Source organism: Haloflavibacter putidus, assembly GCF_006546625.1.
Classification (GTDB): Bacteria; Bacteroidota; Bacteroidia; order Flavobacteriales; family Flavobacteriaceae; genus Mesonia; species Mesonia putida.
This window is the reverse complement of record NZ_VIAR01000002.1, coordinates 172,880-195,204: the sequence shown is the minus strand read 5'-3', so window position 1 is coordinate 195,204 and position 22,325 is coordinate 172,880. Positions and strand designations below refer to the sequence as shown.

Here is a 22,325-nt window from a genome sequence, read left to right as displayed (position 1 = left end):
TCCAATTTGGTCAATGCTAAAATTTTGAAGGTTGCTATCTGTAAAATCTAAATATTACCATATTAAAAATTAAGCGACCAATTATATTTCCGTAAAGAAGAAAAAACAATTTATGGGTTTTACTTTACGGAAAAATTTTATGCTGGATTCTTTTGTTAAGATATTTTTCGTTTTAGCCGAAAAACCGTTGTTTACTTTTATTCTCCCTAAATTTTGAATATTTTTGCAGACCTTAAATTATAAGCATGAAAAATACAGCACTTACCAACATACATAAAAAATTAGGCGCTAAAATTGTTCCCTTTGCCGGATACAATATGCCCGTTTCTTACGAAGGCGTTAATATTGAGCATCAAACTGTTAGAGAAAAATTAGGCGTTTTTGACGTTTCGCATATGGGCGAATTTTTAATTTCTGGTCCCAATGCTTTAGAATTGATTCAGAAAATAAGCTCTAACGATGCTTCTAAATTAAAAGACGGGAAAGCACAATATACTTATTTACCTAATAAAACTGGCGGTATTATAGACGATTTGATTATTTACCGAATGAACGAAGAAAAATATCTTTTGGTGGTAAATGCGGCTAATATTGATAAAGATTGGAACTGGATTTCTGAAAATAATACTGTAAACGCAGACATAAAAGACCTTTCTGAAGAATATGCTTTATTGGCCATACAAGGTCCAAAAGCTATTGAAGCTATGCAAAGCTTGACCGAGGTTGATTTAAAAGCCATTAAATTTTACAATTTTGAAATTGGTAAATTTGCCGGTCAAGAACACGTAATTATTTCGGCTACCGGTTATACGGGCAGCGGCGGTTTTGAAATTTATTGCAAACAAGACCAAGTAGAAGCTATTTGGAAAAAAGTTTTAGAAGCCGGAGAAGATTATGGCATCAAACCAATTGGTTTGGCAGCTCGTGATACTTTGCGTTTAGAAATGGGTTTCTGCCTTTACGGAAACGATATTGACGAAGAAACCTCTCCTATTGAAGCCGGTTTGGGATGGATAACCAAATTCAGTAAAGATTTTATAAACGCTGAAGCTTTAAAAAAAGAAAAAGAAGAAGGACCAAAACGTAAATTAGTTGGTTTTGAACTTACCCAAAAAGGAATTCCCCGTAAGGGATATAGTATCAAAAATAAAGATGGCGAAGAAATTGGCGAAGTAACTTCTGGCACTATGTCGCCTTCTACGGGTAAAGCTATTGGTTTGGGTTATGTAAAAACCCCTTACAGCAAAAAAGGAGAAGAAATTAGAATACAAATTAGAAAAAAAGAAGTAGACGCTGTTGTGGTAAAAACACCTTTTTATAAAGGAGAATAAAATTTACAAACCGTCTTAAAATCTTTAATTTTTTTAAGACGGTTTATTTTTAGAACAATTGGTAACTCACTTTTATTTTACGACTTCCTTAAAAATAAAACCAGCTTAAAAACGTTATTTCTTACTTTACTAGCCAAGCAATGATAAAGCTTCACATAATTATTTCAGTAAAGTTTAAAAAATCCATTTATTAAAAAATCAAAGAAAATACTTATTTTGGGCGGCAGTGGCTTTTTGGGCAATGCCGTATATAAAGAGCTGTCCGGTTATTTTAACATAGCTGCTACCTACTGCACCCCAAATTCGCAATTTGAAGAAAATGGCGATTTTTACCATTGGGATATGCAAACCGAAAGTATTTTGCATTTACTGGAAAATCTAAAACCAGATATAATTATTTCATGCTTACGCGGAAATTTTGAATTGCAACTCCACGCCCATTTCGAAATTATACATTATCTTTTAAAAAATCGCTGTAAATTGCTGTTTCTTTCCGGCGCCAATGTGTTTGATGCTTTTACCAATTTCCCTTCGTACGAATACGATAAAACTTTCTCTGTAAGTATTTACGGAAGATTTAAAATAAAGATAGAAAATGCACTTTTGCGCTTACCAAACCATAAATATGCCATTTTACGACTTCCAATGGTTTTTGGAGCCAAATCTCCGCGCATAAAAGAAATTAAACAACTTTATAAAGTTAACGAAGCCATAGAAGTTTTTCCTAATGTAGTGACCAATGCTACTAGCGTAGATAAATTTACCCAGCAATTGCATTATATCATTAACCGTAATAAAACCGGTGTTTTTCACTTAGGAAGTGCAGATTTAATTCACCACCAAGAATTGATAGAAGAAATTTGCCAGGTATTAGAGTTAGAAAAACCTTTGCTCAAAAAAGTTTATAGTTCTAATAACGATAGGTTTTTGGCAATTTTACCCAAAGACAATTTGCTGCCGCCTAATTTGCGCGTTTTTATCACAGATGTAATTCAAAACTGCGTTACGCAAAAACGTTAATTTAGTATTAAATAAAAAGTAATCTTTTTAGAGAGTAGCATAAATTTATACCTTATACATAAAAAACAGCTATGAGTACATTAAGCGAAAAGCAAATATCAGAAAAATTAAAAGATTTAGATGGTTGGCAGTTTAACGATAATGCCATTCATACAAAATTAGAGTTTGAAGACTTTAAAGAAACCTTTAGCATTATGACGCGTATTGCTTTTGAAGCAGAAGCGCAACAACATCATCCAGAGTGGACAAATGTGTACAACACGCTAAGTATTAGCCTAACCAGTCATGATGCAGGTGGCGTTACGGAAAAAGATTTTAAAATGGCAAAAACCATCGAATCTATTATAGATACGGAATAATATTTTTTTTTTGAATTAATGAGTGATTTTAAAAGGAAAATCGCTGATGAGAGTTCAAGAATCTGTTATAAAAAAGCGTTTGGAATAATATTTTCCTAAACGCTTTTTTTATATTTTTACCGACAAATAAATTTACTATGGGAAGAGCTTTTGAATTTAGAAAAGAACGCAAAATGAAACGCTGGTCGGCAATGGCAAAAGCATTTACCCGCATTGGTAAAGATATTGTGATGGCTGTAAAAGAAGGTGGTCCGGACCCGGATACCAACTCAAAATTGCGTGCGGTAATTCAGAATGCCAAGAGTGTAAATATGCCTAAAGATAATATTGAGCGCGCCATAAAACGCGCCAGCGATAAATCTTTAGGAGATTATAAAGAAGTGCTTTTTGAAGGTTATGCGCCACACGGCATAGCGGTTTTAATAGAAACTGCTACAGATAACAATACTAGAACAGTAGCCAACATACGATCATATTTTAATAAATGTAACGGGAGTTTAGGTACTTCTGGTTCTGTAGAGTTTATGTTTGACCACACGTGCAATTTTAAAGTAAACGCGCCCAATCAAAATATAGAAGATTTAGAATTAGAATTAATAGATTTTGGCGTAGAAGAAGTTTTTGAAGAAGACGATGCAATTGTACTCTATGCTCCTTTCGAGAATTTTGGCAGCATACAAAAAGCATTAGAAGAAAAAGATATTGAGATTATATCTTCTGGTTTTGAAAGAATTCCTACCGTAACTAAAAGCTTAACAGAAGAAGAGCAAAAAGATGTAGACAAACTTCTAGAAAAAATAGAAGACGACGACGACGTGCAAAACGTCTACCATACAATGCAATAAAAAAAGCTGTTTAAAATATTTCGTGAAAACGAATTTAATTTTAAACAGCTTTTCTTAAATTTTAAAGAAATTATTTAAGAGATTTCCTTAAAAATAGAATGCATTAAACGTTTTTTGTCGTTTAGGCTTTCTTCCAAAGATATCATAGTTTCTGTACGGTATACACCTTCTATATCGTCTAAAAGGAAAATTACCTGCTTTGCGTGCTCTGTGTCGCGCGCTCTAATTTTACAAAAGATATTAAACTTACCGGTAGTAACGTGTGCCACGGTAACATAAGGAATCTCATTAATACGTTCTAAAACAAATTTGGTTTGCGAAGTTTTCTGTAGAAAAACCCCTACATAAGCTATAAATGCATAGCCTAATTTTTTATAATCCAAATTTAAAGAAGAACCGGTAATAATTCCTGCTTCCTCCATTTTCTTAACTCTTACATGCACGGTTCCCGCAGAAATATCTAACTTCTTTGCAATGTCTGTAAAAGGGGTACGAGTTTGATCTATTAAAATATCTAGAATTTTATGATCTATTTCGTCTAACTTAAATCTTGCCATTTTAATATTGATTATAATTTATAAAACGAAACGCAAAAATAAAACAATTTTATTCAACAAACACGATAAAAATCTAAGTAATTGTTAAATTAATCGGTAAATATCCATTTTCTATTGCTAAATTCTGAATTTCAGTACCTAAATAAAAACAATCTGTATTATTGACAACGATTTTTGTGCGGTTAGCGTCTATTTCGCGGTGTCCATAATAAGATTCTAAATTATTTATGTGTTTAATAAACGGCAAAAACTTCAACTTATTTCCCAACAAACATTCTTTATAATGAATGCCAACATCGGTAATTTTATTTTGATAGTGTATATTTCTTATAATTACATCTAAAAATAATTTTTGATTTTGCGGAATAGCTTCATAATTTTCTACCTTATAGCTTTTATACGAATTTTGATAAATTAGATTTAAGGCCTCTAATATTGCAAAACAACAGTATTTTCTAGTATTCTCGCGTTTATAATCTGTATCTAAATGGCCGGCTTCAAAAAGTATGGTAGTAGCGCCACGAGTTTGAAAACTATCGCCCACGCAATTAGCATTAAAAGTATCGTCATAACGACCTATTTTATTCGGAATGTATTCTTGTAAAACATCGTTTATGCCACTAATAAGCTGCATTGCCTTCAGTCTGTTAGCTGGTACCGTTTTTTCTGCATCTGCTGCCGGCGACAAAAAAGATAACGCAGCGGTATTGGACAACCAGCCTACGCTAAAAATACTGCGCTGGTCGTGTAGGTTAAAACAATAATCCGGTTTAATTTTTTCGAATTGTTGCTTTAAAATCTTGCTTTCCGGTTGCGAAAGGTTCTTGGCATCGCGGTTTAAATCTACATTGTTGGCATTTACACGCGTATAAGCATTGCAACCATCTGGATTTAAAACGGGAATAATATGTAAACTAACAGTTGCTAAAAAACCTTTAAGTTGCGCTTTACGGAATTTAAAGTAATTGATAACATCTAATAAAGCTTTGGTACTTGTAGTTTCGTTTCCGTGCATTTGCGACCAAAGCAAAACCTTTTTCTTTCCATTACCAATTTGCAATTTAAAAATAGGTTGTTTTAAAACCGACTCACCAATTTGTTGTAAACTAAAAGCAGTTTGATAAGCTTCTATATTTTTCTGTAGTTCTTGATAAGGAAAATACCTGCCTTCTATCGCGGTTAATTTGTACTTAGTATAATCTTGTAAATAATGCGCTCTTTCCATATTTCACAAAAGTAAACAATCTTAAATTTACAAATGTAAACGAATCAAATCAGCCTCTCATTTACAATTGTAAACTCAAAGCTCTTGCAAAAACTAATTGGCACTGGAATTTATCCTAAATACAGTTATTTTATCTTTAAATAGCTGTCATTTAATAAATTAAAGGTATTTACATAAAGTTTAAATTTAACCGTGATAACCATTTATAAAACTATTTTGTTTATTGAATTAAACGTGTTACATTTGTAAATATCATTACCGACTAAATAATTTTACAATGGTAAACAGCAAGGAGTTTACAAAACGATTAGAAAAAATAATGCAGTATTACGATATCTCTGCTGCGGCTTTTGCCGATAAAATAAACGTTGGCCGCTCCTCTATTTCACATTTGCTTTCCGGAAGAAATAAACCGAGTTTAGATTTTGTAATGAAAGTCATCAAAACTTTTCCGGAAGTAGAATTGTATTGGTTGCTGAACGGAAAAGGAAATTTTCCGCCCGATGCTGCTTCCAAAAACGGAACAGCAGAAAGAGAAAAAGAAAACCAAAAAGTTGCTCCTACTCCAATTTCTTCTTCCGCACAATTGCCTTCTTCCATTCCTACGGAAAACAAAAAACAAAAAGAAATTCAGAAAATTGTTATATTTTATAAAGACGGTAGCTTTGATGCATTTGAGAATTGAAAATTATAAACTAAATGCTACCTTTGTCTAAAAAGTAAATGCAAAGAATTCTTTACCTTTTGTTGTTGTGTTTGTTGGTAACTGCCTGTTACAGTCCCGAAAGAAATTGTGCCAAATTTAAAACCGGAGCTTTTGAGTTTGAATCTTACCTAAACGGCGAGCTTGTAAAAACTACTTTTGTGCGTAACGATACGATGGAGATTGATTATTTTAAAGATCACGTAGATTCTTCTTCGGTAAGATGGATAAACGACTGCGAGTATATCTTAAAAAACATGAACCCAAAAAATATGGCAGAAGAAAAGCCTTTGCATATGAAAATTCTTACCACAGATGGCGACACTTATACTTTTGAATTTTCTATTGTAGGCGACGATAATAAACAAAAAGGAACAGCCAGAAAAGTGAAATAAGTTTTTTAGCAAGATTCTAGCTCATCTGAAATTCTTTTATTGTAAAAAAACGTTTTGCTTGCAGATGGAGTGATGTTTGGTGTTTTTGATTTACTTTTTTATTGCTTACAGCGATTTTGTGGATTATAAAGGTTTGTGGTTAATGCTTTGAATTTAAACCGGTTTATTTCTTGTCATTAAATATTCTTATTAAAATTTTATATCTGCAATTTTTTTATTTCCATAGAAAAGAGTAGTTATCTCCGAATTTACTGGTATGAAAAAATATAAATTTAAGTTTTGTTTCCTAAAATCTCTAGGCTCAAAATAAGATTCGTGAGCTACTGTTTTAGGGTTTTTTAAACTTATTTTAAATTTATCGTAAGCCTCGTAGTTTATTGGTATACATACATTTGTAACACCTTCGAATTCATAATCTAAAAATGTATCTTTTATATCTGGTTTATATTTATCTTCTAAAGATTTGTAATTGGGCTTATTCTTAATCAATCTATTCAAATGCCATTGATTTAAATAATTTGAATTGGCTATATCAACTGGTCTTAATCGTATTTTATTTTGCTCATCTACAATTGAAAACTTGTTAGGATCAAAAGGTCTTTTTTCATTATCGATCATCTCAATTCTAACTTTAATTCTGTATTGGATCAACTTTTTCGATTTGGAATAAACATTGGTTATGTTTCCCATGCCTACCATCAAACCCGCTTTGTTATTTTTTTTGTATTCAATGGTCAGGTTGTCTTCCTGAATTTCAACTTGCGAATAAAATAGTTGTGTGAATAGTAAAGTCAGAATTAAGAATATTATTTTCATACTAGTTTTATTTATTAATTTTCGGTTAACCTATTTCGGGAAATAACTTCATTTAAATGACGCGTAACGCTCTTTTATGTATCTAATATAGTGATAGTTAGCTATTATTTTTTGGCTAAGCACAAGCCGATTTTTTAAGTTTTCACCTTTAAACTTCTAAAACTCCAAATTTAAGATAAAGAAGTTTTATTAACACTGAGTAGCTGATCTATCTCTTTTTCGAACCTTTCAAAGTTTCTTTTATTTTTTCCCCAATCATAAATCTGAGTAGGTAAAGCACATATAGATTTAAACTTTAATTCAGTTTTATTTTGAGTATTTTGATAGGATATTTCGATATATTCAAGAAATGAGGACATTGAAAATGTAGTTTTCGCGTAAAAACAGTTTTTATCCTCATCGATTCCAACTTTATTAAAACCAGCATTTTTCAAAGCCTGCTTGATAAGGTTTAAATTATCGTGAGGTAAACCTTTAATTTTTTTAGTTGTTTCAAATTTACACGTATTAACATCGGGGCTTTTTGTGCTTTTTTATAAATAAATATAGATGCTGTAATAGCGATGAAAATCAACCATCCAATATTTGTATTAATTATTTCCATATTTTAAGTTTTAAATTAATACCAACACCTCCTAAAATCCAACCTACTTCTTCTTTAAAAGCTCGTTTTACTCTTGGATGGAGTGATGTTTGGTGTTTTTGATTTACTTTTTTATCCTACATAGCGTTTTAATATGGTGAACGCGTGTTTGTATGGTGTTAAGCATATTTTTTCTTCGCTCCTGTATTTAGTTTTGTTTCGTCTTTCACAAAATACTTGACATAAAATAAAATTAAAATTGGAACTATTACTAAACCACTAACAAAGTTTAGCAGTGAAATCCAATCAGTTAATTCATTTCCGCCTTTTGAAATAAACATCAATTCGCCTAATGGTCCGTTTGAAAATATAGTGTTATAAATAAAATTCCAGCCTAAATGAAGTCCGAAAGGTAGCATTATCGATTTGGTTTTCGAGAAAGCCCAAGCCCAAGCATAGCCCATTAGCCCAGTCCCGATAAAAACTAAAATCATTGCCATTATATTTCCTAAAACTCCAAAAGAGAACCAATGATAAACTCCGAATGCAATGGCGGAAATCAATATACTTTTACGTGAGCCAATTTTTTGAATTAGAATATACAGCAAAGCTCCACGAAAAATTAATTCTTCTGTCAATACGGATTTAACATCCCACCAAAATGATTTTAAAATAATCCCGCCAGTAATATCTTCGTTCAGAATCCAAGTTGATGATTTTAGATATGATTCTAAAAATTGGTCAAGAACGCAAAGTATTCCAGTTATTAAAAATCCGATTAAGAATTGTTTTAACCTTTTTGCAATTGGAAGAAATCCTAATGCTAAAATATTCTTCTTTTCTATTAAGTATAGAAGTAACCAAGAAATGGCAATTGCGACTAAAATTCCTATCATTTACTTGGTTGGTTTTAAATTATGTCCAACACCTCATAAAATCCAACCTACTTCTTCTTTAAAAGTTCGTTTTGCTCGTGCATAAGGTTTTTTAAGTCCGATAAAAGTTCGATGTCTTTTGGGGTAACGGTCTTTTTGTTTTCGGGATCTTGTGCGTTTTTACGAAGTCTGTTCATTGCCCGGATTACCATAAAAACCACAAAAGCAATTATTAAAAAGTTTAAAAAAGCAGTAAATAACTCACCATATTCTATGGCAATGGCCGGCGAAGTAATCTCGCCGTTTACTTCTACCGCTTCTTGTAGTATTAACTTTTTGTCTTCATAATTAATACCACTGGTAAGCATAGACAGTGGCGGCATCATAATTTTTTTTACCAGAACATCTATAACCTTGTTAAAAGCGGCCCCAATTATTACCCCAACGGCAATATCTATCATATTACCTTTTATGGCAAACTCTTTAAACTCCTTAATTATCTTCATCTTACTAACTTAGAACAACGTAGGTTGCGACTCGTCATCTTTTTTGTTATTGGCGTTATCGTCTTTTTCTTCTTCTATCTGATTCTTGTTATTTTCAGTAACTTCCTCTTCTTCGTCTTCTTCTTTATAGGCAATGGGTTCTAGTAAATTTAGTTGTTTTACCTTATCTGTGGTTAATTGATTGCCTTGGGCTTTTATACCTTTTACAGCAATAAACTCTTCTAAATTAAGCGTTTCGTTTGGTTTTCTTTCTTTGCCTTTTGCTTTTTTAAAAACCATTTCTAACAGCGGTATATAATCTGTAGAAATTAATTCTAATTGGGATTTAGGGTGCTCGGTAATAATAAGTTCTTCTCTTTCTGGATTTTCAATTAGGAAACGTTTTACATAATACCGCTCTTTTTCTCCTTCCCAATAAACTGCTGTGATTGGTTTTTCGGGAATCCATTTTTCCAATACCACGTATGCTTCATCAAAACGTGTAGTTAGTTCCGGAACAATGGTTTTTACTAAACCATCTTGCGTTACCAACAAAATTCTGTCTTCGCCTTTAAACTCTCCTATCAGTTCTCCTCTTTCATCTGTATTTAGACGTTGCACGACATCGTCAAACCAAATTTTTCTTGGTTTTAAAGTAGAAACACCCTCTTCTTTTAGTTCAATTCGCTTAACGGCGTGTTTGGTAATTAAATTTCCTTTTACGCCTCTTCCTTTAATTTTATAGTCGGCAAAGTCTACTTCAAATTTTAATTTCTTAAGCTGTCCTTTTTGGCGTAAATATACGGTAACCACTTCTGCTTCGCCATTAGGGTTGGCCGAAAAATAAAGTACTTGCGTGCCAGGTTTTCCTTTACCAACACTATATTCCCTATCGCGGGTTATAGACGTTACTGCAAAACGTTTTAAGTAATTATTACCGCCTTTGCCGTTTTTATAAATAACATTATAAATAGTGCGTTTGTCTTTTTTCTTAAAAACAGCAACGTGAATAATATTTTTGCCAATAAAGGTTTTACTGTCTACTTTGGTTACGCGCATTGTCCCATCTTCCGTAAAGCAAATAATATCGTCTATATCGCTACAATCTGTTACGTATTCATCCTTCCGTAAAGAAGTACCAATAAAACCTTCTTTTCTATTAACGTACAATTTTGTATTGCGAATAACCACTTTTGTAGCTTCTATATCTTCAAACAAACGCAATTCTGTTTTACGTTCGCGGCCTTCACCATAGTTCTTTTTAAGACTTTCAAAATAGGCTATTGCAAAGGCAATTAAATTGTCTAGATTATGTTTTACTTGTGCAATTTCATCTTCTAAAGCATCAATTTTTTGTTGTGCTTTATCTAGATCAAAACGCGAAATGCGTTTGATTTTTATTTCTGTTAATCGCGTAATATCTTCTGTAGTTATGGCTCTTTTTAAATGCCCAATATGCGGTTGCAAACCTTTGTCTATGGCAGCAATTACGCCTTCCCAAGTTTCTTCTTCTTCTATGTCTCGGTAAATTCTTTTTTCTATAAAAATTCGTTCTAAAGAAGAGAAATGCCATTGTTCTTCCAGCTCGTGCAACTTTATTTCTAACTCTTTTTTTAAGAGCGACAAAGTGTGGTCTGTACTAAGTCGTAAAATTTCTGAAACCCCAATAAAATGTGGTTTATGATCTATAATTATACAACTTAATGGCGATATAGAAATCTCGCAATTGGTAAAAGCGTACAGCGCATCTATAGTTTTATCTGGCGATAAATTATTGGGTAAATGAATGAGTATTTCTACATTTTCTGCCGTATTATCTTCTATATGTTTTACTTTAATCTTGCCTTTTTCGTTGGCTTTTATAACCGAGTCTATTAAACTGGAAGTTGTAGTGCCATAAGGTATTTCGGTAACAACCAGCGTATTTTTGTCTCTTTGATTAATTTTAGCCCGTATTCTCACCTTGCCGCCGCGCAAACCATCGTTGTAATTGCTTACATCCATAATACCGGCGGTAGGAAAATCTGGAAATAATTTAAAACGTTTACCTTTTAAATGCTTTATGGAAGCGTCTATAAGTTCGTTAAAATCGTGTGGTAAAATACGCGTGCTCAATCCAACCGCAATACCTTCTGCTCCTTGCGCTAAAAGTAAAGGAAATTTTACCGGCAAGGTCACCGGTTCTTTTTTACGACCGTCATAAGAATTTTGCCAATCGGTTGTTTTTGGGTTAAAAACAACTTCTAACGCAAATTTAGAAAGACGCGCTTCTATGTATCTTGGCGCAGCGGCGCGGTCTCCGGTTAAAATATTACCCCAGTTTCCTTGCGTATCAATCAATAATTCTTTTTGACCAATTTGCACCATAGCGTCTGCAATACTAGCATCGCCGTGCGGGTGGTATTGCATTGTATGTCCTACAATATTGGCAACTTTATTGTAGCGGCCATCGTCCAGGTCTTTCATAGAATGCATTATACGTCTGTGCACCGGTTTAAAACCATCTTCTACGGCCGGCACTGCACGCTCTAAAATAACGTAAGAGGCATAATCCAAAAACCAGTCTTTATACATACCGGAAACTTTGGTTAAAACCTCTTGGTTATTCTCTTCTATATTATTCTGTTCGTTTTCTTCGTTTGGGTTTTCTATATCCATTAAGCAATAAAACTAATCGCGTTTTAATTTATACTTTTTTTACTGAAGTTCTTCTACTACATCCAACTCTACTCGCAGGTTATCTATAATAAATTCTTGCCTGTCGCTTGTATTTTTTCCCATATAAAACTTCAGTAAATCTTCTATACCGGTATCTTTATCTATCATAACCGGATCTAAGCGAATATCTTCGCCTATAAAATATTTAAACTCATCTGGAGAGATTTCTCCCAGACCTTTAAATCGTGTAATTTCCGGTTTTCCTCTTAACTTATTAATCGCATTGCGTTTTTCTTCTTCAGAATAGCAATAATAGGTTTCTTTTTTATTTCGTACCCTAAAAAGCGGGGTTTGCAAAATATATAAATGTCCTTCTTTAATCAATTCCGGAAAGAATTGCAGGAAAAAAGTAATTAACAACAACCTAATGTGCATCCCGTCTACATCTGCATCTGTGGCTATTACCACATTGTTATAACGCAACTCTTCTATAGAATCTTCTATATTTAAGGCTGCTTGCAAAAGGTTAAATTCTTCGTTCTCGTAAACAATCTTTTTGCTTAGACCGTAAGAATTTAAAGGTTTTCCTTTTAAGCTAAAAACCGCTTGTGTATTTACATCTCTGGATTTTGTTATACTACCGCTAGCCGAATCTCCCTCTGTTATAAACAAGGTTGTTTCTAAGTTGCGTTCTTTTTTTACATCGCCCAAATGTATACGGCAATCTCTTAATTTTTTATTGTGCAGACTGGCTTTTTTAGCCCGTTCTTTCGCCAATTTTCGTATTCCGGATAAATCTTTACGCTCTTTTTCTGCTTGTAATATTTTCTTCTGAAGTTTCTCGGCTGTTTCTGGATTACGGTGTAAATAATTATCTAACTGTCGTTTAACAAAGTCTAAAATATAGGTACGTACCGTTGGCAATTTACCGCCCATATCTGTAGAGCCTAGTTTCGTTTTTGTCTGACTTTCAAAAACCGGCTCCATTACTTTAATACTAATTGCAGAAACGATAGATTTTCTAATATCGCTGGCATCAAAATTCTTTCCGTAAAATTCTCGTGCTGTTTTTACAATGGCTTCTCTAAAAGCAGATTGATGTGTCCCGCCTTGCGTGGTATGTTGTCCGTTTACAAAAGAATTGTATTCTTCGCTGTATTGTGTTTTATTGTAGGTTATGGCAACTTCTATATCTTCTCCGCGAAGGTGAATAATTGGGAAAAGTCTATCGTTTTCGTTTATACGATCTGACAGTAAATCTTTTAATCCGTTTTCTGAATAAAATTTTTCGCCGTTATATACAATGGTTAATCCCGGATTGAGATAAACGTAGTTTTTAAGCATTTTACTCACATACTCAGAACGGTATTTGTATTTTTTAAAAATACTATCGTCTGGCACAAAAGTAATTTTGGTACCGCGTCTGCGCGAAGTTTCTTCTAGAAACTCTTCTTCTTGAATTTCTCCCTGAGCAAATTCGGCTGCAGCCGATTTACCTTCTCTGTTAGATTCTACTCGAAAAAAATTGGACAATGCATTTACCGCTTTGGTACCTACCCCATTTAACCCAACCGATTTTTTAAAAGCTTTTGTGTCGTATTTACCACCGGTATTCATTTTAGAAACTACGTCTACCACTTTTCCTAGGGGAATTCCACGTCCGTAATCGCGTACAATTACGCGTTGGCCTTGAATAGAAACCTCGATAGTTTTGCCGGAACCCATTACAAATTCGTCTATAGAGTTGTCTAAAACCTCTTTTAGAAGAATGTAAATACCATCATCTGCGCTAGAACCATCGCCCAATTTACCAATATACATACCCGGGCGCATCCTAATATGTTCTTTCCAGTCTAACGACCGTATATTATCCTCGGTGTACTTTGTTTCTTGTGCCATATAAGATTAATGCTGTACGGCTAATATAGTAGGTTTTAAGCGAAAATAAAACCTCTTTTTTAGAAAGTATTTATTTTTTTTTATGCCCGCTATTTAAGTAGATGTTTTTCTATAATTGCCACTAGTTTTTCTTTGCTAAATGGCTTTATTAAAATATCATCTATACCGGCAAGATCTGCTTTTTCTTGAATTTCTCGTAATTCTGAAGCTGTTACAGCAATTATAGGAACATTGTTTTGCGTCTCTCGAACTTTTTGGGATATTTCAAAGCCATTCATACCGGGTATATTAATATCGAGTAAAATTAAATCGTATTCATTTTGAGTTATTGCTTGATAACCTTCTTTACCTTCGTCTTTTATATCTAAATTAACCTGGTAAGCAGATAAGAATTTCTCTATGACCATACGGTTAATTTTATTGTCTTCTATAAGCAAAATGCGAGCGTTGGCAAGCAATTTTTTGTTGGTTACCAGTTTTTTATGAGCTGGTGTATCTTTAATTTTAGCGCAGATTAAGTCAAAATAAAAAGTAGTACCCTTCCCTAATTTGCTTTCTACTTGTATTTCGCTATCCATCAAATCAAGCAATTTTTTTACTATAGAAAGTCCTAAGCCGGTTCCTTCCATAATACTGGTGTCTAGGTTAACTTGCGAAAACTCGTTAAATATCTCTTCTTTTTTATCTTTTGGTATTCCGGCACCATTGTCTGTTACGGCAAACTGTAAGACAAGTTTATTTTCTTTTTCTTGCACCAATTTTATAGATAGAATTACTTTTCCGCTTTTAGTAAATTTTATTGCATTTTCTATCAGGTTTATTAAAATTTCAAAAAGTATCGTGCTATCTATCATTACTTTTGAAGGAATATCGCGCGACAAATCTACGTGAACCTGACAATCATTTTTTTCTGCAGAAAATTGTACAGAATTGGTAATATTATCCGTAAAGCTTTTTAAATCTGTTTCTTTTGGTCTTATTTTTACTTTGTGGTTATCTATTTTACTAATTAGCAACACATTGTTAATTAAACTTAACAGATAATCTCCAGAGAATTTAAGCGATTCGAGAAGCTGTTTATTCCCGTCAGAAATTTCTTTTTCAGCCAATAAAAGAGAAGTTATACCAACTACACCGTGTAACGGAGTGCGAATCTCGTGGCTTATGCTATTAATAAATTGCGATTTTATCTTGGCTGCCGCATCTGCTTTTTGGTTGGCTCTTTTTAAAGCTTCGTTATTTTGGTTTAGAAACTTAATTAATTTTCTTTTGGTGCGGTTTTCTTTAAAAATGATTATCAATAATATGAGTAGCACCACAAAAACAAATGTATAAACCCAAATTAATTTATTGCGCGAGGCAGCAATAGAAGCCATAAGCTCTTCGCCTCGTTTAGAAGTTTCTAAAGCTCGTTCGTATTCGGCAAGCTTAAATCGTATACCTTCTGCCCTTAGTTTTTCTGTGAGATCTCTGTTTACAAATATTTCTTTATATTTTAAATGCTCTTGTAAATGTTTGTACGCTGCTTGGTGGTTATTATTTTTCGCGTAAGCTTTGCTACTATATAAATAAGCATATTGCAATTGCTCGTACAAATCGTGCTTTTTTCCTAACGCAATAGACTTTTTAAATAAACGTTCTGCGTTTTCAAACCTGTTTTTGTGTGTATAATATCTACCTAAAACGTGGTTAATACTGCTTCGTGTAAGTGGTTCGTCGCCATCGTCTGGAGGGTTTTTCAGGTAACTTTGTAACCGACTAACATATGGAGTAACCTTTTCTGGTTTGTTTTGGTCTAAATAATTCCAACACAAATTTAAAGTTAAAGTAGCGGTGTATTGCGAATTAATTTTTTCTGCAAGATCTAAGCCTTCAAGATAATAAGCTTCTGATTTTTTAAAATTCTTGTCTTTTAAAGCAGTAACACTTCCTAATCCGTTGTAAATATCTACAATAAATAAAGTATCTTTCAGCTCTTTTACGATAGACAGCGATTTTAAGTACTTTACTTCTGCTCTATCGTAACTTCTGGTTATTTCGTCTACTAAACCAAGAAAATAATAGGCTTCTGCTTTAAAATGTTTGTTATCTTTTTTATGCGATGCATCTAAAAGTTTATTGGCAATCTTTACGGATTCTACAAATTCACTTTTCTCAAAGTGCTCGTAACATTCTTCTAAATATTGCTCCAAAGAATCTGTGGCAATATCTTCATATTCTTGCGAAGATGCAGACAAGATAAATAGCGCGAAAAATAAAATACAAAAGTACCTTAACATATATTTTTATTTAAACTCATGAAATACATTTGTATGTAAAGTTTTTAGCCTACATCTAAAAATATGTATTTTACAGCAAGCATAAATTTTTGTACCGAAATATATTAACATTTCTTTAATAATAAGATTACTCCTTAGCTTTTCGATAAAAGTGTAAAAATACCCTATAAAAAAAGCCCGTTCCCGGACTTTCTTTAATTATTATATCGTTTTCTGCTAAAAAAGCTTTGCTTACACATTAAATCTAAAATGCATTACATCGCCATCTTGTACGATATAATCTTTTCCCTCTACACCTAGTTTACCTGCCTCTTTAATTTTGGTTTCGTTTTTGTACTTTTCATAATCTGCATAACTAATAACTTCTGCACGTATAAAACCTTTTTCAAAATCTGTATGAATTACTCCCGCGGCCTGTGGAGCGGTCGCACCAACAGGAATCGTCCAAGCTCTTACTTCTTTTTCTCCCGCTGTAAAATAGGTTTGTTGGTTAAGCAATTTGTAAGCAGCCTGAATAAGTTTTGCGGCGCCCGCTTCTTTTAAACCTATATCTTCTAGAAACATTTTGCGCTCTTCATAATCTTCTAATTCTGCAATATCTGCTTCTATTCCTACGGCAAGCGTCAAAACTTCGGCATTTTCGTTTTTTACGGCATCTTTAACTTGCTCTACATATTGATTACCAGAAACTGCAGCTTCTTCGTCTACATTACATACATATAATACCGGTTTATCTGTTATAAATTGTAAAGGTTTTACAAAATCTACACGGTCTTCTTTATCTATATCTAAAGCACGAATATTTTTACCGGCTTCTAAGCCTTCTTTAAGCTTTAATAAAACAGCTTCTTCTTTTTGCGCTTCTTTTTGACCGGTTTTAGCGGCACGTTTAACTTTGTCTAATTTCTTTTCTACCGTTTCTAAATCTTTTAGTTGCAGTTCCATATCGATGGTTTCTTTGTCGCGTATGGGATCTACGCTGCCATCAACGTGTACCACATTATCGTTATCAAAACAACGCAAAACGTGCAAAATTGCATCTGTTTCTCTAATGTTACCTAAAAACTGATTGCCTAAACCTTCTCCCTTACTGGCTCCTTTTACCAAGCCTGCAATATCTACAATCTCTACAGTAGCTGGCAATACCCTTTCTGGTTTTACCAAATCTTCTAAAACTTTTAAACGCGGATCCGGCACGTTAACCACCCCAATATTTGGCTCTATTGTACAAAAAGGGAAGTTTGCACTCTGCGCTTTGGCATTAGACAAACAGTTAAACAAAGTAGATTTTCCCACATTTGGCAAGCCAACAATTCCTGCTTTCATAATCGTTTATTTTAAAAAGTTGCAAATATAAAAAATGTTTGGGTAAACAAACGCTTTCCTTCCGTAAAGATTAAGTAAACATTAGTTTTTACTTATAATAAATTAACAAGCCCAAGCCTTATATTTGTGTAAAATTAGAAAAAACAACTATTATGAAACGTTTATTAATAATTTTGGCCTTAGGTGCAGTAACTACAGGTTTTGCACAAAATGAAGATAGATTGGAAAAAACCACAACGGTAAAAACGACTACTAAATCAAGTAAAGGCGTAAATGTAGATGTTAAACAACGAAAACATAAACAAGCAGAAACTTTAGAGTTAGAAAATAGCGATGAAACCAACCAAAGTGTAACCAGAAAAAAGAGTTTTAGTGCTACTAAAGCTATGATGGTAGATGGCGATCAATTTACTGTTAGAAAAGACAATAAAGGTTATGTAATGATGAAAATGAAGGATGGTCGTATGCAAGAATATGGTAAAATTAGAAAAATAGATGATAATAACGCCTACTTTTTAATTATCGATGACAAGCATTCTATTGGTTTCTTTGACGATGAAGGTAACTTCATCTTAAAAAGCTACGACCCCGAAGCAGATATCGTAGTTTCTAAAAAATATAGAATTAAACGGTAATAAACTGAATACCCTTTAATAAAAAAAGCTCTCAGATTTCTGAGAGCTTTTTTTATTAATTTCTGTGCAAAGTTTTATTCATTATGCATAAAAGCTTGTTTTTCTAACAAGGTTTCTTCGCTTTCTACGTGATCGTCATCAGGAACACAACAGTCTACCGGGCAAACGGCAGCACATTGTGGCTCGTCGTGAAAACCTTTGCACTCGGTACATTTATCGGGTACAATATAATAAAACTCGTCGCTTACGGGTTCTTGGGTTTCTTGGGCATTTACTTCTTTTCCGTCGGGCAAGACGACATCGCCTTCCAAATCGGTACCATCTGCATAACGCCAATCATCTGCTCCTTCGTAAATTGCGGTGTTTGGACACTCTGGCTCACAAGCACCACAATTTATGCATTCATCTGTTATAATTATTGCCATTTTTTTCCTTTTATATTATGTAACTTTGTACAAAAATAAAGCCATTAGCATTCATAACCAAATTATATGAGACTAGAAACCCGTATAAAAGCTTTTACTGCCGTAGGAAATTTTTTAAAGGAGCATATTACCCAATTTTCCGAAGAAAATAATAACGAATCTGCTTTAACCCCAGAACATAAAAAACTGGCTGAAGCTATAGAAGTAAGCTTGCAACATAATGGCTGGTTTACCAAAGAGAATATCTATTTTGCTTTAAACCAATGGTCGCAAGCCCTCACCAAAGAAAAATTAGAAAATTGGACGGCGGCTTATACTTTTCCTACCTCCCAAAAGACAGTTGCTATAATTATGGCAGGAAATATTCCTTTAGTTGGCTTTCATGATTTTCTTAGCGTGCTTTTATCGGGTAATAAAGCCTTGGTGAAAATGTCTTCTAACGATAAGTTTTTGTTACCGGCTTTAGCCGAAATACTTATTAAGTATAACAAAGATTTTGAAAATTTAATCGCTTTTGAAAAAGAACAACTCAAAAATTTTGATGCTGTAATTGCTACCGGAAGCAACAATACCGCCCGGTATTTTGATTATTACTTTAGGAAAAAACCGGCAATTATAAGAAAAAACAGAAATGCTGTAGCTATTTTAACCGGCAAAGAAACTACACAGCAATTAAAAGCCCTTGCCGAAGATATTTTTAGATATTACGGTTTAGGCTGTAGAAATGTTTCCAAACTTTTTGTGCCTAAAAATTATGATTTTAGCGTATTTTTTGAAGCTATTTATGATTGGCACCCAATTATTAATCATCATAAATATGCCAATAATTACGATTATAACAAAGCGGTATATTTAATGAGCAATATAAAATTGCTAGACAATAATTTTCTTGTTTTAAAAGAAGACACCTCCTACTCTTCTCCTATTGCTTGTTTGTTTTACGAATACTATAATAACGAAGAAGAACTTTCCGTAAAGTTAAAAAACGATGAAAAAAAATTACAATGCATCGTTTCTTCTTCCTCAAAACATGTAGATTTTGGAGAAAGTCAGCATCCAGCTTTAACCGATTATGCAGACGGAGTAGATACCTTGCATTTTTTAAGCAATTTACGTTATGAGAAAGCATAATTTTTGCGCCGGACCTTGTACTTTGCCGCAAAGCGTTTTTAAAGAAGCTGCTGCGGCCGTAGAAAACTATAACAACAGCGGACTTTCTATTTTAGAAATTTCGCACAGAAGCGATGCTTTTGTTGCCATTATGGAAGAAGCAAGAGCGCTGGCTTTAGAAATGGCAGATTTGCAAAACAAAGATTATGAAGCGCTTTTTTTGCACGGTGGCGCCAGTATGCAATTTTTGATGGTTGCCTATAATTTTCTTCAAAAAAAAGCGGCTTATTTAGATACCGGAGTCTGGTCCTCTAAAGCCATAAAAGAAGGAGAATTGTTTGGGGAAGCAATAAAAGTAGCTTCTTCAAAAGATGAAAATTACAATTACGTTCCTAAAAATTATTCAATTCCTGAAGTAGATTATTTTCATTGCACCAGCAACAATACTATTTATGGCACGCAGCTAAAAGAATTTCCGCAAATAGGAATCCCGATGATTTGCGATATGAGTAGTGATATTTTTTCGAAAAAAATAGACTATAATCAATTTGATCTTATCTATGCAGGAGCCCAGAAAAATATTGGTACAACAGGAACGGCATTGGTACTTATTAAAAAAGAATTGCTCAAAAAAATAAAACCTAATGTGCCTTCTATGCTTAGTTATCAAACGCATATAGAACGTAAAAGTATGTTTAATACTCCTCCGGTTTACGCAATTTACGTGGCTTTACTGAATTTAAGATGGCTTGAAAAACAAGGGGGAATATCTGCTACAGAATCTAAAAACCGAAAAAAAGCCGCATTAATTTATAAAGAAATAGATCGAAATCCTTTATTTTACGGTTTTGCCAAAAAAGAAGATCGTTCTATGATGAACGCCACTTTTTTCTTAAAGGACGAAAGCCTAAGCGATAAATTTAATGATTTGTGGCAAAAAGCAGAAATAAACGGTCTAGAAGGTCATAGAACAATAGGCGGTTATCGCGCATCTATGTACAATGCTTTATCTATAGAAAGTGTAGAACTTTTAGTACAAACCATGCAAGAATTAGAAAAGAATATTTAATTGAAATTTGACGAATGAAAATACTAATTAATCATAAAATTTCGGCCAAAGCCTTAAACTTATTAAAAGATAAGCCTTTAGAATTAAAAATGGCTAAAGTAGCTCAAGCACAACTAAAAAATTATTTAAAAGAACATGAAATTGAAGCGGTGGTTATTGGTAAAGACACCGAAATACATAGAGGTATTATAGAAGATTGTTCTTCTTTGCAGCTAATAATCAATACGGCAGAAAATAACACGAATATAGACTTAAATGTTGCTAAAACTAATAACATTACTGTTGTAAACTGTGGCGACGTCTCTGCTAGAAGCGAGGCAGAATTGGTGTTTGCGCATATATTTTCTGGCGCAAGAAATTTACACAATGCAAACAGGGATATGCCATTAGAAGGCGAAACAAATTTTAAAAGCTTGCAAAAAAGTTATACCAATGCGCTAGAGTTAGAGGGTAAAACTTTAGGTTTAATTGGTTGGAATAGCGTTGCCACGGAAGTTGCAAAAATGGCTTTAGGTTTAGGGATGAAGGTAATGCTTTGCGACAGAAACACAGAGGCAAAAACGCTTAGCTTAAGCTTTGCAAACGGGCAACGATTAGAATTTACCTTAGAAACCCACAGCAAAGAAGAAGTTTTAAAAGCTGCAGATTTTCTAAGTTTACACAATGCTCCCCAAAAACAGTATACAATTGGCCAAACAGAGTTGGACAAAATAAAACCAAATGCAGGTATAATAAATGTAACCAACGGCAAACTTATAGACGAAGTAGCTTTGGTTAAAGCTTTAGACGACAAAAAAATACGTTTTGCAGGTTTAGACCGTTTTGAAAAAGAACCAACGCCAGAAATTCAATTATTAATGAATCCTGCAATTTCACTTAGTCCCAATATTGCTGCCAGAAGCGTAGATGTTCGGGAAAAAGAAAGTTTAAAAATTGCGGAATTAATCCTAAATCAAACTAATCTATAATATGAAAAACCTACTAAGTTTACTTATAGCAGTATTTATAATTACCGCTGCCAGCGCGCAAGTGCAAACAGGAAAAGCTTCTTTTTATGCCAATAAATTTGAAGGGCGTTTAACCGCAAGCGGGGTAAAATATCATCATAATAAACCAACGGCAGCCCACAGACATTTGCCTTTTGGTACAAAAGTACGTGTTACCAATATGGCCAACAATAAATCTACCGTAGTAGAAGTAAACGACAGAGGACCTTTTGTTGGCGGAAGAATTATAGATTTATCCAGATCTGCTGCAAAAAATTTAGATTTTATAGGAGCCGGCGTAACCGATGTTATTATTGAAGTTGTTGGCAATCCCGGAGACAATATTCAAGATTTAGAGCCCAGTGTGGCAAGTACCAATACAAATACCAAAAATGTAGATACAAATCAAACCGGCAATCAAAGTCAGAGTCCTGTCAATACCGTACAACCCGAAGAGTTTTATGAACTTTCTATAAACCGGATTAAACCAGATTGGTTTGGGGTACAAATTGGGAGTTTTCAAGAACTAGCAAATTTGATTAGATTGGCAGATAACTTGAAAAGCAGTTATCAAAAAGATATAACCGTACAAGTAAAAGATATAAACGGTGTAAAAATATACTCTTTGGTAATAGGAAACTTTAATAAACGTGATAAAGCAGAACGTTTTAAAAAACGCGTAGATAAAAAATACCCCGATAGTTTTATTGTAGATTTTGCAGAACTAACCAGTAATTAATAGAT

General features: G+C 33.5%; 22 protein-coding genes. 11 read left to right on the top strand and 11 right to left on the bottom strand.

The window, feature by feature from the left end; genetic code table 11:
• The first annotated feature begins 245 nt into the window (after nt 1–245).
• The 4 genes from gcvT (at nt 246) to FKR84_RS03000 (ending at nt 3,555) form a co-directional block, all read left to right on the top strand.
• A complete protein-coding gene (gene gcvT, locus FKR84_RS03015; RefSeq protein ID WP_141420715.1) occupies nt 246–1,331 on the top strand; it encodes a glycine cleavage system aminomethyltransferase GcvT in 1,086 nt (361 codons plus the stop codon).
• A gap of 216 nt (nt 1,332–1,547) precedes the next feature.
• A complete protein-coding gene (locus FKR84_RS03010; RefSeq protein ID WP_233357646.1) occupies nt 1,548–2,351 on the top strand; it encodes a sugar nucleotide-binding protein in 804 nt (267 codons plus the stop codon).
• 71 nt (nt 2,352–2,422) lie between these two features.
• The gene (locus FKR84_RS03005; RefSeq protein WP_141420713.1) at nt 2,423–2,710 is read left to right on the top strand and encodes a 4a-hydroxytetrahydrobiopterin dehydratase; all 288 of its coding nucleotides are present in this window, start codon (nt 2,423–2,425) and stop codon (nt 2,708–2,710) included.
• Between the two features lie 137 nt (nt 2,711–2,847).
• Nucleotides 2,848–3,555: a YebC/PmpR family DNA-binding transcriptional regulator gene (locus tag FKR84_RS03000; protein ID WP_141420712.1), complete on the top strand. Its 708-nt coding sequence runs from the start codon at nt 2,848–2,850 to the stop codon at nt 3,553–3,555.
• Nucleotides 3,556–3,629: 74 nt separating this feature from the next.
• On the opposite strand, the gene FKR84_RS02995 is transcribed toward FKR84_RS03000, so the two are convergent.
• Entirely contained in the window at nt 3,630–4,112 is a 483-nt protein-coding gene (locus FKR84_RS02995; RefSeq protein ID WP_141420711.1) for an Lrp/AsnC family transcriptional regulator, read from the bottom strand.
• Between the two features lie 73 nt (nt 4,113–4,185).
• A complete protein-coding gene (locus FKR84_RS02990; RefSeq protein ID WP_141420710.1) occupies nt 4,186–5,337 on the bottom strand; it encodes a M14 family zinc carboxypeptidase in 1,152 nt (383 codons plus the stop codon).
• A gap of 277 nt (nt 5,338–5,614) precedes the next feature.
• Between FKR84_RS02990 and FKR84_RS02985 the strand changes: the two genes are divergently transcribed.
• Together FKR84_RS02985 and FKR84_RS02980 are read left to right on the top strand one after the other, a co-directional pair.
• Nucleotides 5,615–6,022 carry a helix-turn-helix domain-containing protein gene (locus tag FKR84_RS02985; protein ID WP_141420709.1) on the top strand — a complete coding sequence of 136 codons (408 nt, stop codon included), beginning with the start codon at nt 5,615–5,617 and terminating at the stop codon, nt 6,020–6,022.
• A 38-nt stretch (nt 6,023–6,060) separates the two neighbouring features.
• Nucleotides 6,061–6,435, top strand: coding sequence for a DNA topoisomerase IV (locus tag FKR84_RS02980; protein WP_141420708.1), 375 nt, complete (start codon nt 6,061–6,063; stop codon nt 6,433–6,435).
• Between the two features lie 189 nt (nt 6,436–6,624).
• Here FKR84_RS02980 and FKR84_RS02975 read toward each other — a convergent pair whose 3' ends face one another.
• From FKR84_RS02975 to ychF, 8 genes are all read right to left on the bottom strand, one after another.
• On the bottom strand, nt 6,625–7,251 hold the full coding sequence (locus FKR84_RS02975) for a hypothetical protein (protein WP_141420707.1): 627 nt from the start codon (nt 7,249–7,251) through the stop codon (nt 6,625–6,627).
• A gap of 170 nt (nt 7,252–7,421) precedes the next feature.
• On the bottom strand, nt 7,422–7,685 hold the full coding sequence (locus FKR84_RS02970; protein WP_141420706.1) for a hypothetical protein: 264 nt from the start codon (nt 7,683–7,685) through the stop codon (nt 7,422–7,424).
• 328 nt (nt 7,686–8,013) lie between these two features.
• A complete protein-coding gene (locus FKR84_RS02965) occupies nt 8,014–8,730 on the bottom strand; it encodes a CPBP family intramembrane glutamic endopeptidase (RefSeq protein WP_141420705.1) in 717 nt (238 codons plus the stop codon).
• Nucleotides 8,731–8,777: 47 nt separating this feature from the next.
• Nucleotides 8,778–9,215 carry a large-conductance mechanosensitive channel protein MscL gene (gene mscL, locus FKR84_RS02960; protein WP_141420704.1) on the bottom strand — a complete coding sequence of 146 codons (438 nt, stop codon included), beginning with the start codon at nt 9,213–9,215 and terminating at the stop codon, nt 8,778–8,780.
• Nucleotides 9,216–9,224: 9 nt separating this feature from the next.
• Complete coding sequence (locus FKR84_RS02955) at nt 9,225–11,852, bottom strand: DNA gyrase/topoisomerase IV subunit A (protein WP_141420703.1); 2,628 nt, start codon at nt 11,850–11,852, stop codon at nt 9,225–9,227.
• 39 nt (nt 11,853–11,891) lie between these two features.
• On the bottom strand, nt 11,892–13,751 hold the full coding sequence (locus FKR84_RS02950) for a DNA topoisomerase IV subunit B (protein WP_141420702.1): 1,860 nt from the start codon (nt 13,749–13,751) through the stop codon (nt 11,892–11,894).
• 89 nt (nt 13,752–13,840) lie between these two features.
• Nucleotides 13,841–16,030, bottom strand: a complete 2,190-nt coding sequence (locus tag FKR84_RS02945) for a tetratricopeptide repeat-containing hybrid sensor histidine kinase/response regulator (protein ID WP_141420701.1) — start codon at nt 16,028–16,030, stop codon at nt 13,841–13,843.
• A 231-nt stretch (nt 16,031–16,261) separates the two neighbouring features.
• Nucleotides 16,262–17,356 (bottom strand): redox-regulated ATPase YchF, encoded by a 1,095-nt coding sequence (gene ychF, locus FKR84_RS02940; protein WP_141420700.1) that lies wholly within the window; start codon nt 17,354–17,356, stop codon nt 16,262–16,264.
• A 152-nt stretch (nt 17,357–17,508) separates the two neighbouring features.
• Here ychF and FKR84_RS02935 point away from each other — a divergent pair, with 152 nt between their 5' ends.
• Nucleotides 17,509–17,991, top strand: coding sequence for a hypothetical protein (locus FKR84_RS02935; RefSeq protein ID WP_141420699.1), 483 nt, complete (start codon nt 17,509–17,511; stop codon nt 17,989–17,991).
• Nucleotides 17,992–18,065: 74 nt separating this feature from the next.
• Here FKR84_RS02935 and FKR84_RS02930 read toward each other — a convergent pair whose 3' ends face one another.
• Nucleotides 18,066–18,416: a 4Fe-4S dicluster domain-containing protein gene (locus tag FKR84_RS02930; protein ID WP_141420698.1), complete on the bottom strand. Its 351-nt coding sequence runs from the start codon at nt 18,414–18,416 to the stop codon at nt 18,066–18,068.
• Nucleotides 18,417–18,482: 66 nt separating this feature from the next.
• Between FKR84_RS02930 and FKR84_RS02925 the strand changes: the two genes are divergently transcribed.
• From FKR84_RS02925 to FKR84_RS02910, 4 genes are read left to right on the top strand one after another with little or no spacing between them, the layout of a single operon-like run.
• Nucleotides 18,483–19,547, top strand: coding sequence for an acyl-CoA reductase (locus FKR84_RS02925; RefSeq protein ID WP_141420697.1), 1,065 nt, complete (start codon nt 18,483–18,485; stop codon nt 19,545–19,547).
• A complete protein-coding gene (gene serC, locus FKR84_RS02920; protein ID WP_141420696.1) occupies nt 19,534–20,595 on the top strand; it encodes a 3-phosphoserine/phosphohydroxythreonine transaminase in 1,062 nt (353 codons plus the stop codon). Before FKR84_RS02925 ends, serC begins: the two co-directional genes overlap by 14 nt.
• A gap of 14 nt (nt 20,596–20,609) precedes the next feature.
• The gene (locus FKR84_RS02915) at nt 20,610–21,563 is read left to right on the top strand and encodes an NAD(P)-dependent oxidoreductase (RefSeq protein ID WP_141420695.1); all 954 of its coding nucleotides are present in this window, start codon (nt 20,610–20,612) and stop codon (nt 21,561–21,563) included.
• Between the two features lies 1 nt (nt 21,564).
• Nucleotides 21,565–22,320, top strand: a complete 756-nt coding sequence (locus tag FKR84_RS02910) for a septal ring lytic transglycosylase RlpA family protein (RefSeq protein ID WP_141420694.1) — start codon at nt 21,565–21,567, stop codon at nt 22,318–22,320.
• The last annotated feature ends 5 nt before the right edge of the window (nt 22,321–22,325 follow it).

Excerpts from the sequence above, each read along its gene's own strand:
- FKR84_RS02975 (WP_141420707.1), bottom strand. The coding sequence starts at position 7,251 with ATGAAAATAATATTCTTAATTCTGACTTTACTATTCACACAACTATTT.
- FKR84_RS02990 (WP_141420710.1), bottom strand. The coding sequence starts at position 5,337 with ATGGAAAGAGCGCATTATTTACAAGATTATACTAAGTACAAATTAACC.
- FKR84_RS02985 (WP_141420709.1), top strand. The coding sequence starts at position 5,615 with ATGGTAAACAGCAAGGAGTTTACAAAACGATTAGAAAAAATAATGCAG.
- serC (WP_141420696.1), top strand. The coding sequence starts at position 19,534 with ATGAGAAAGCATAATTTTTGCGCCGGACCTTGTACTTTGCCGCAAAGC.
- FKR84_RS02915 (WP_141420695.1), top strand. The coding sequence starts at position 20,610 with ATGAAAATACTAATTAATCATAAAATTTCGGCCAAAGCCTTAAACTTA.
- ychF (WP_141420700.1), bottom strand. The coding sequence starts at position 17,356 with ATGAAAGCAGGAATTGTTGGCTTGCCAAATGTGGGAAAATCTACTTTG.
- FKR84_RS02925 (WP_141420697.1), top strand. The coding sequence starts at position 18,483 with ATGAGACTAGAAACCCGTATAAAAGCTTTTACTGCCGTAGGAAATTTT.
- FKR84_RS03005 (WP_141420713.1), top strand. The coding sequence starts at position 2,423 with ATGAGTACATTAAGCGAAAAGCAAATATCAGAAAAATTAAAAGATTTA.
- mscL (WP_141420704.1), bottom strand. The coding sequence starts at position 9,215 with ATGAAGATAATTAAGGAGTTTAAAGAGTTTGCCATAAAAGGTAATATG.
- FKR84_RS02995 (WP_141420711.1), bottom strand. The coding sequence starts at position 4,112 with ATGGCAAGATTTAAGTTAGACGAAATAGATCATAAAATTCTAGATATT.
- FKR84_RS02935 (WP_141420699.1), top strand. The coding sequence starts at position 17,509 with ATGAAACGTTTATTAATAATTTTGGCCTTAGGTGCAGTAACTACAGGT.
- FKR84_RS02910 (WP_141420694.1), top strand. The coding sequence starts at position 21,565 with ATGAAAAACCTACTAAGTTTACTTATAGCAGTATTTATAATTACCGCT.
- gcvT (WP_141420715.1), top strand. The coding sequence starts at position 246 with ATGAAAAATACAGCACTTACCAACATACATAAAAAATTAGGCGCTAAA.
- FKR84_RS02950 (WP_141420702.1), bottom strand. The coding sequence starts at position 13,751 with ATGGCACAAGAAACAAAGTACACCGAGGATAATATACGGTCGTTAGAC.
- FKR84_RS02965 (WP_141420705.1), bottom strand. The coding sequence starts at position 8,730 with ATGATAGGAATTTTAGTCGCAATTGCCATTTCTTGGTTACTTCTATAC.
- FKR84_RS02930 (WP_141420698.1), bottom strand. The coding sequence starts at position 18,416 with ATGGCAATAATTATAACAGATGAATGCATAAATTGTGGTGCTTGTGAG.
- FKR84_RS03000 (WP_141420712.1), top strand. The coding sequence starts at position 2,848 with ATGGGAAGAGCTTTTGAATTTAGAAAAGAACGCAAAATGAAACGCTGG.
- FKR84_RS02955 (WP_141420703.1), bottom strand. The coding sequence starts at position 11,852 with ATGGATATAGAAAACCCAAACGAAGAAAACGAACAGAATAATATAGAA.
- FKR84_RS02980 (WP_141420708.1), top strand. The coding sequence starts at position 6,061 with ATGCAAAGAATTCTTTACCTTTTGTTGTTGTGTTTGTTGGTAACTGCC.
- FKR84_RS02945 (WP_141420701.1), bottom strand. The coding sequence starts at position 16,030 with ATGTTAAGGTACTTTTGTATTTTATTTTTCGCGCTATTTATCTTGTCT.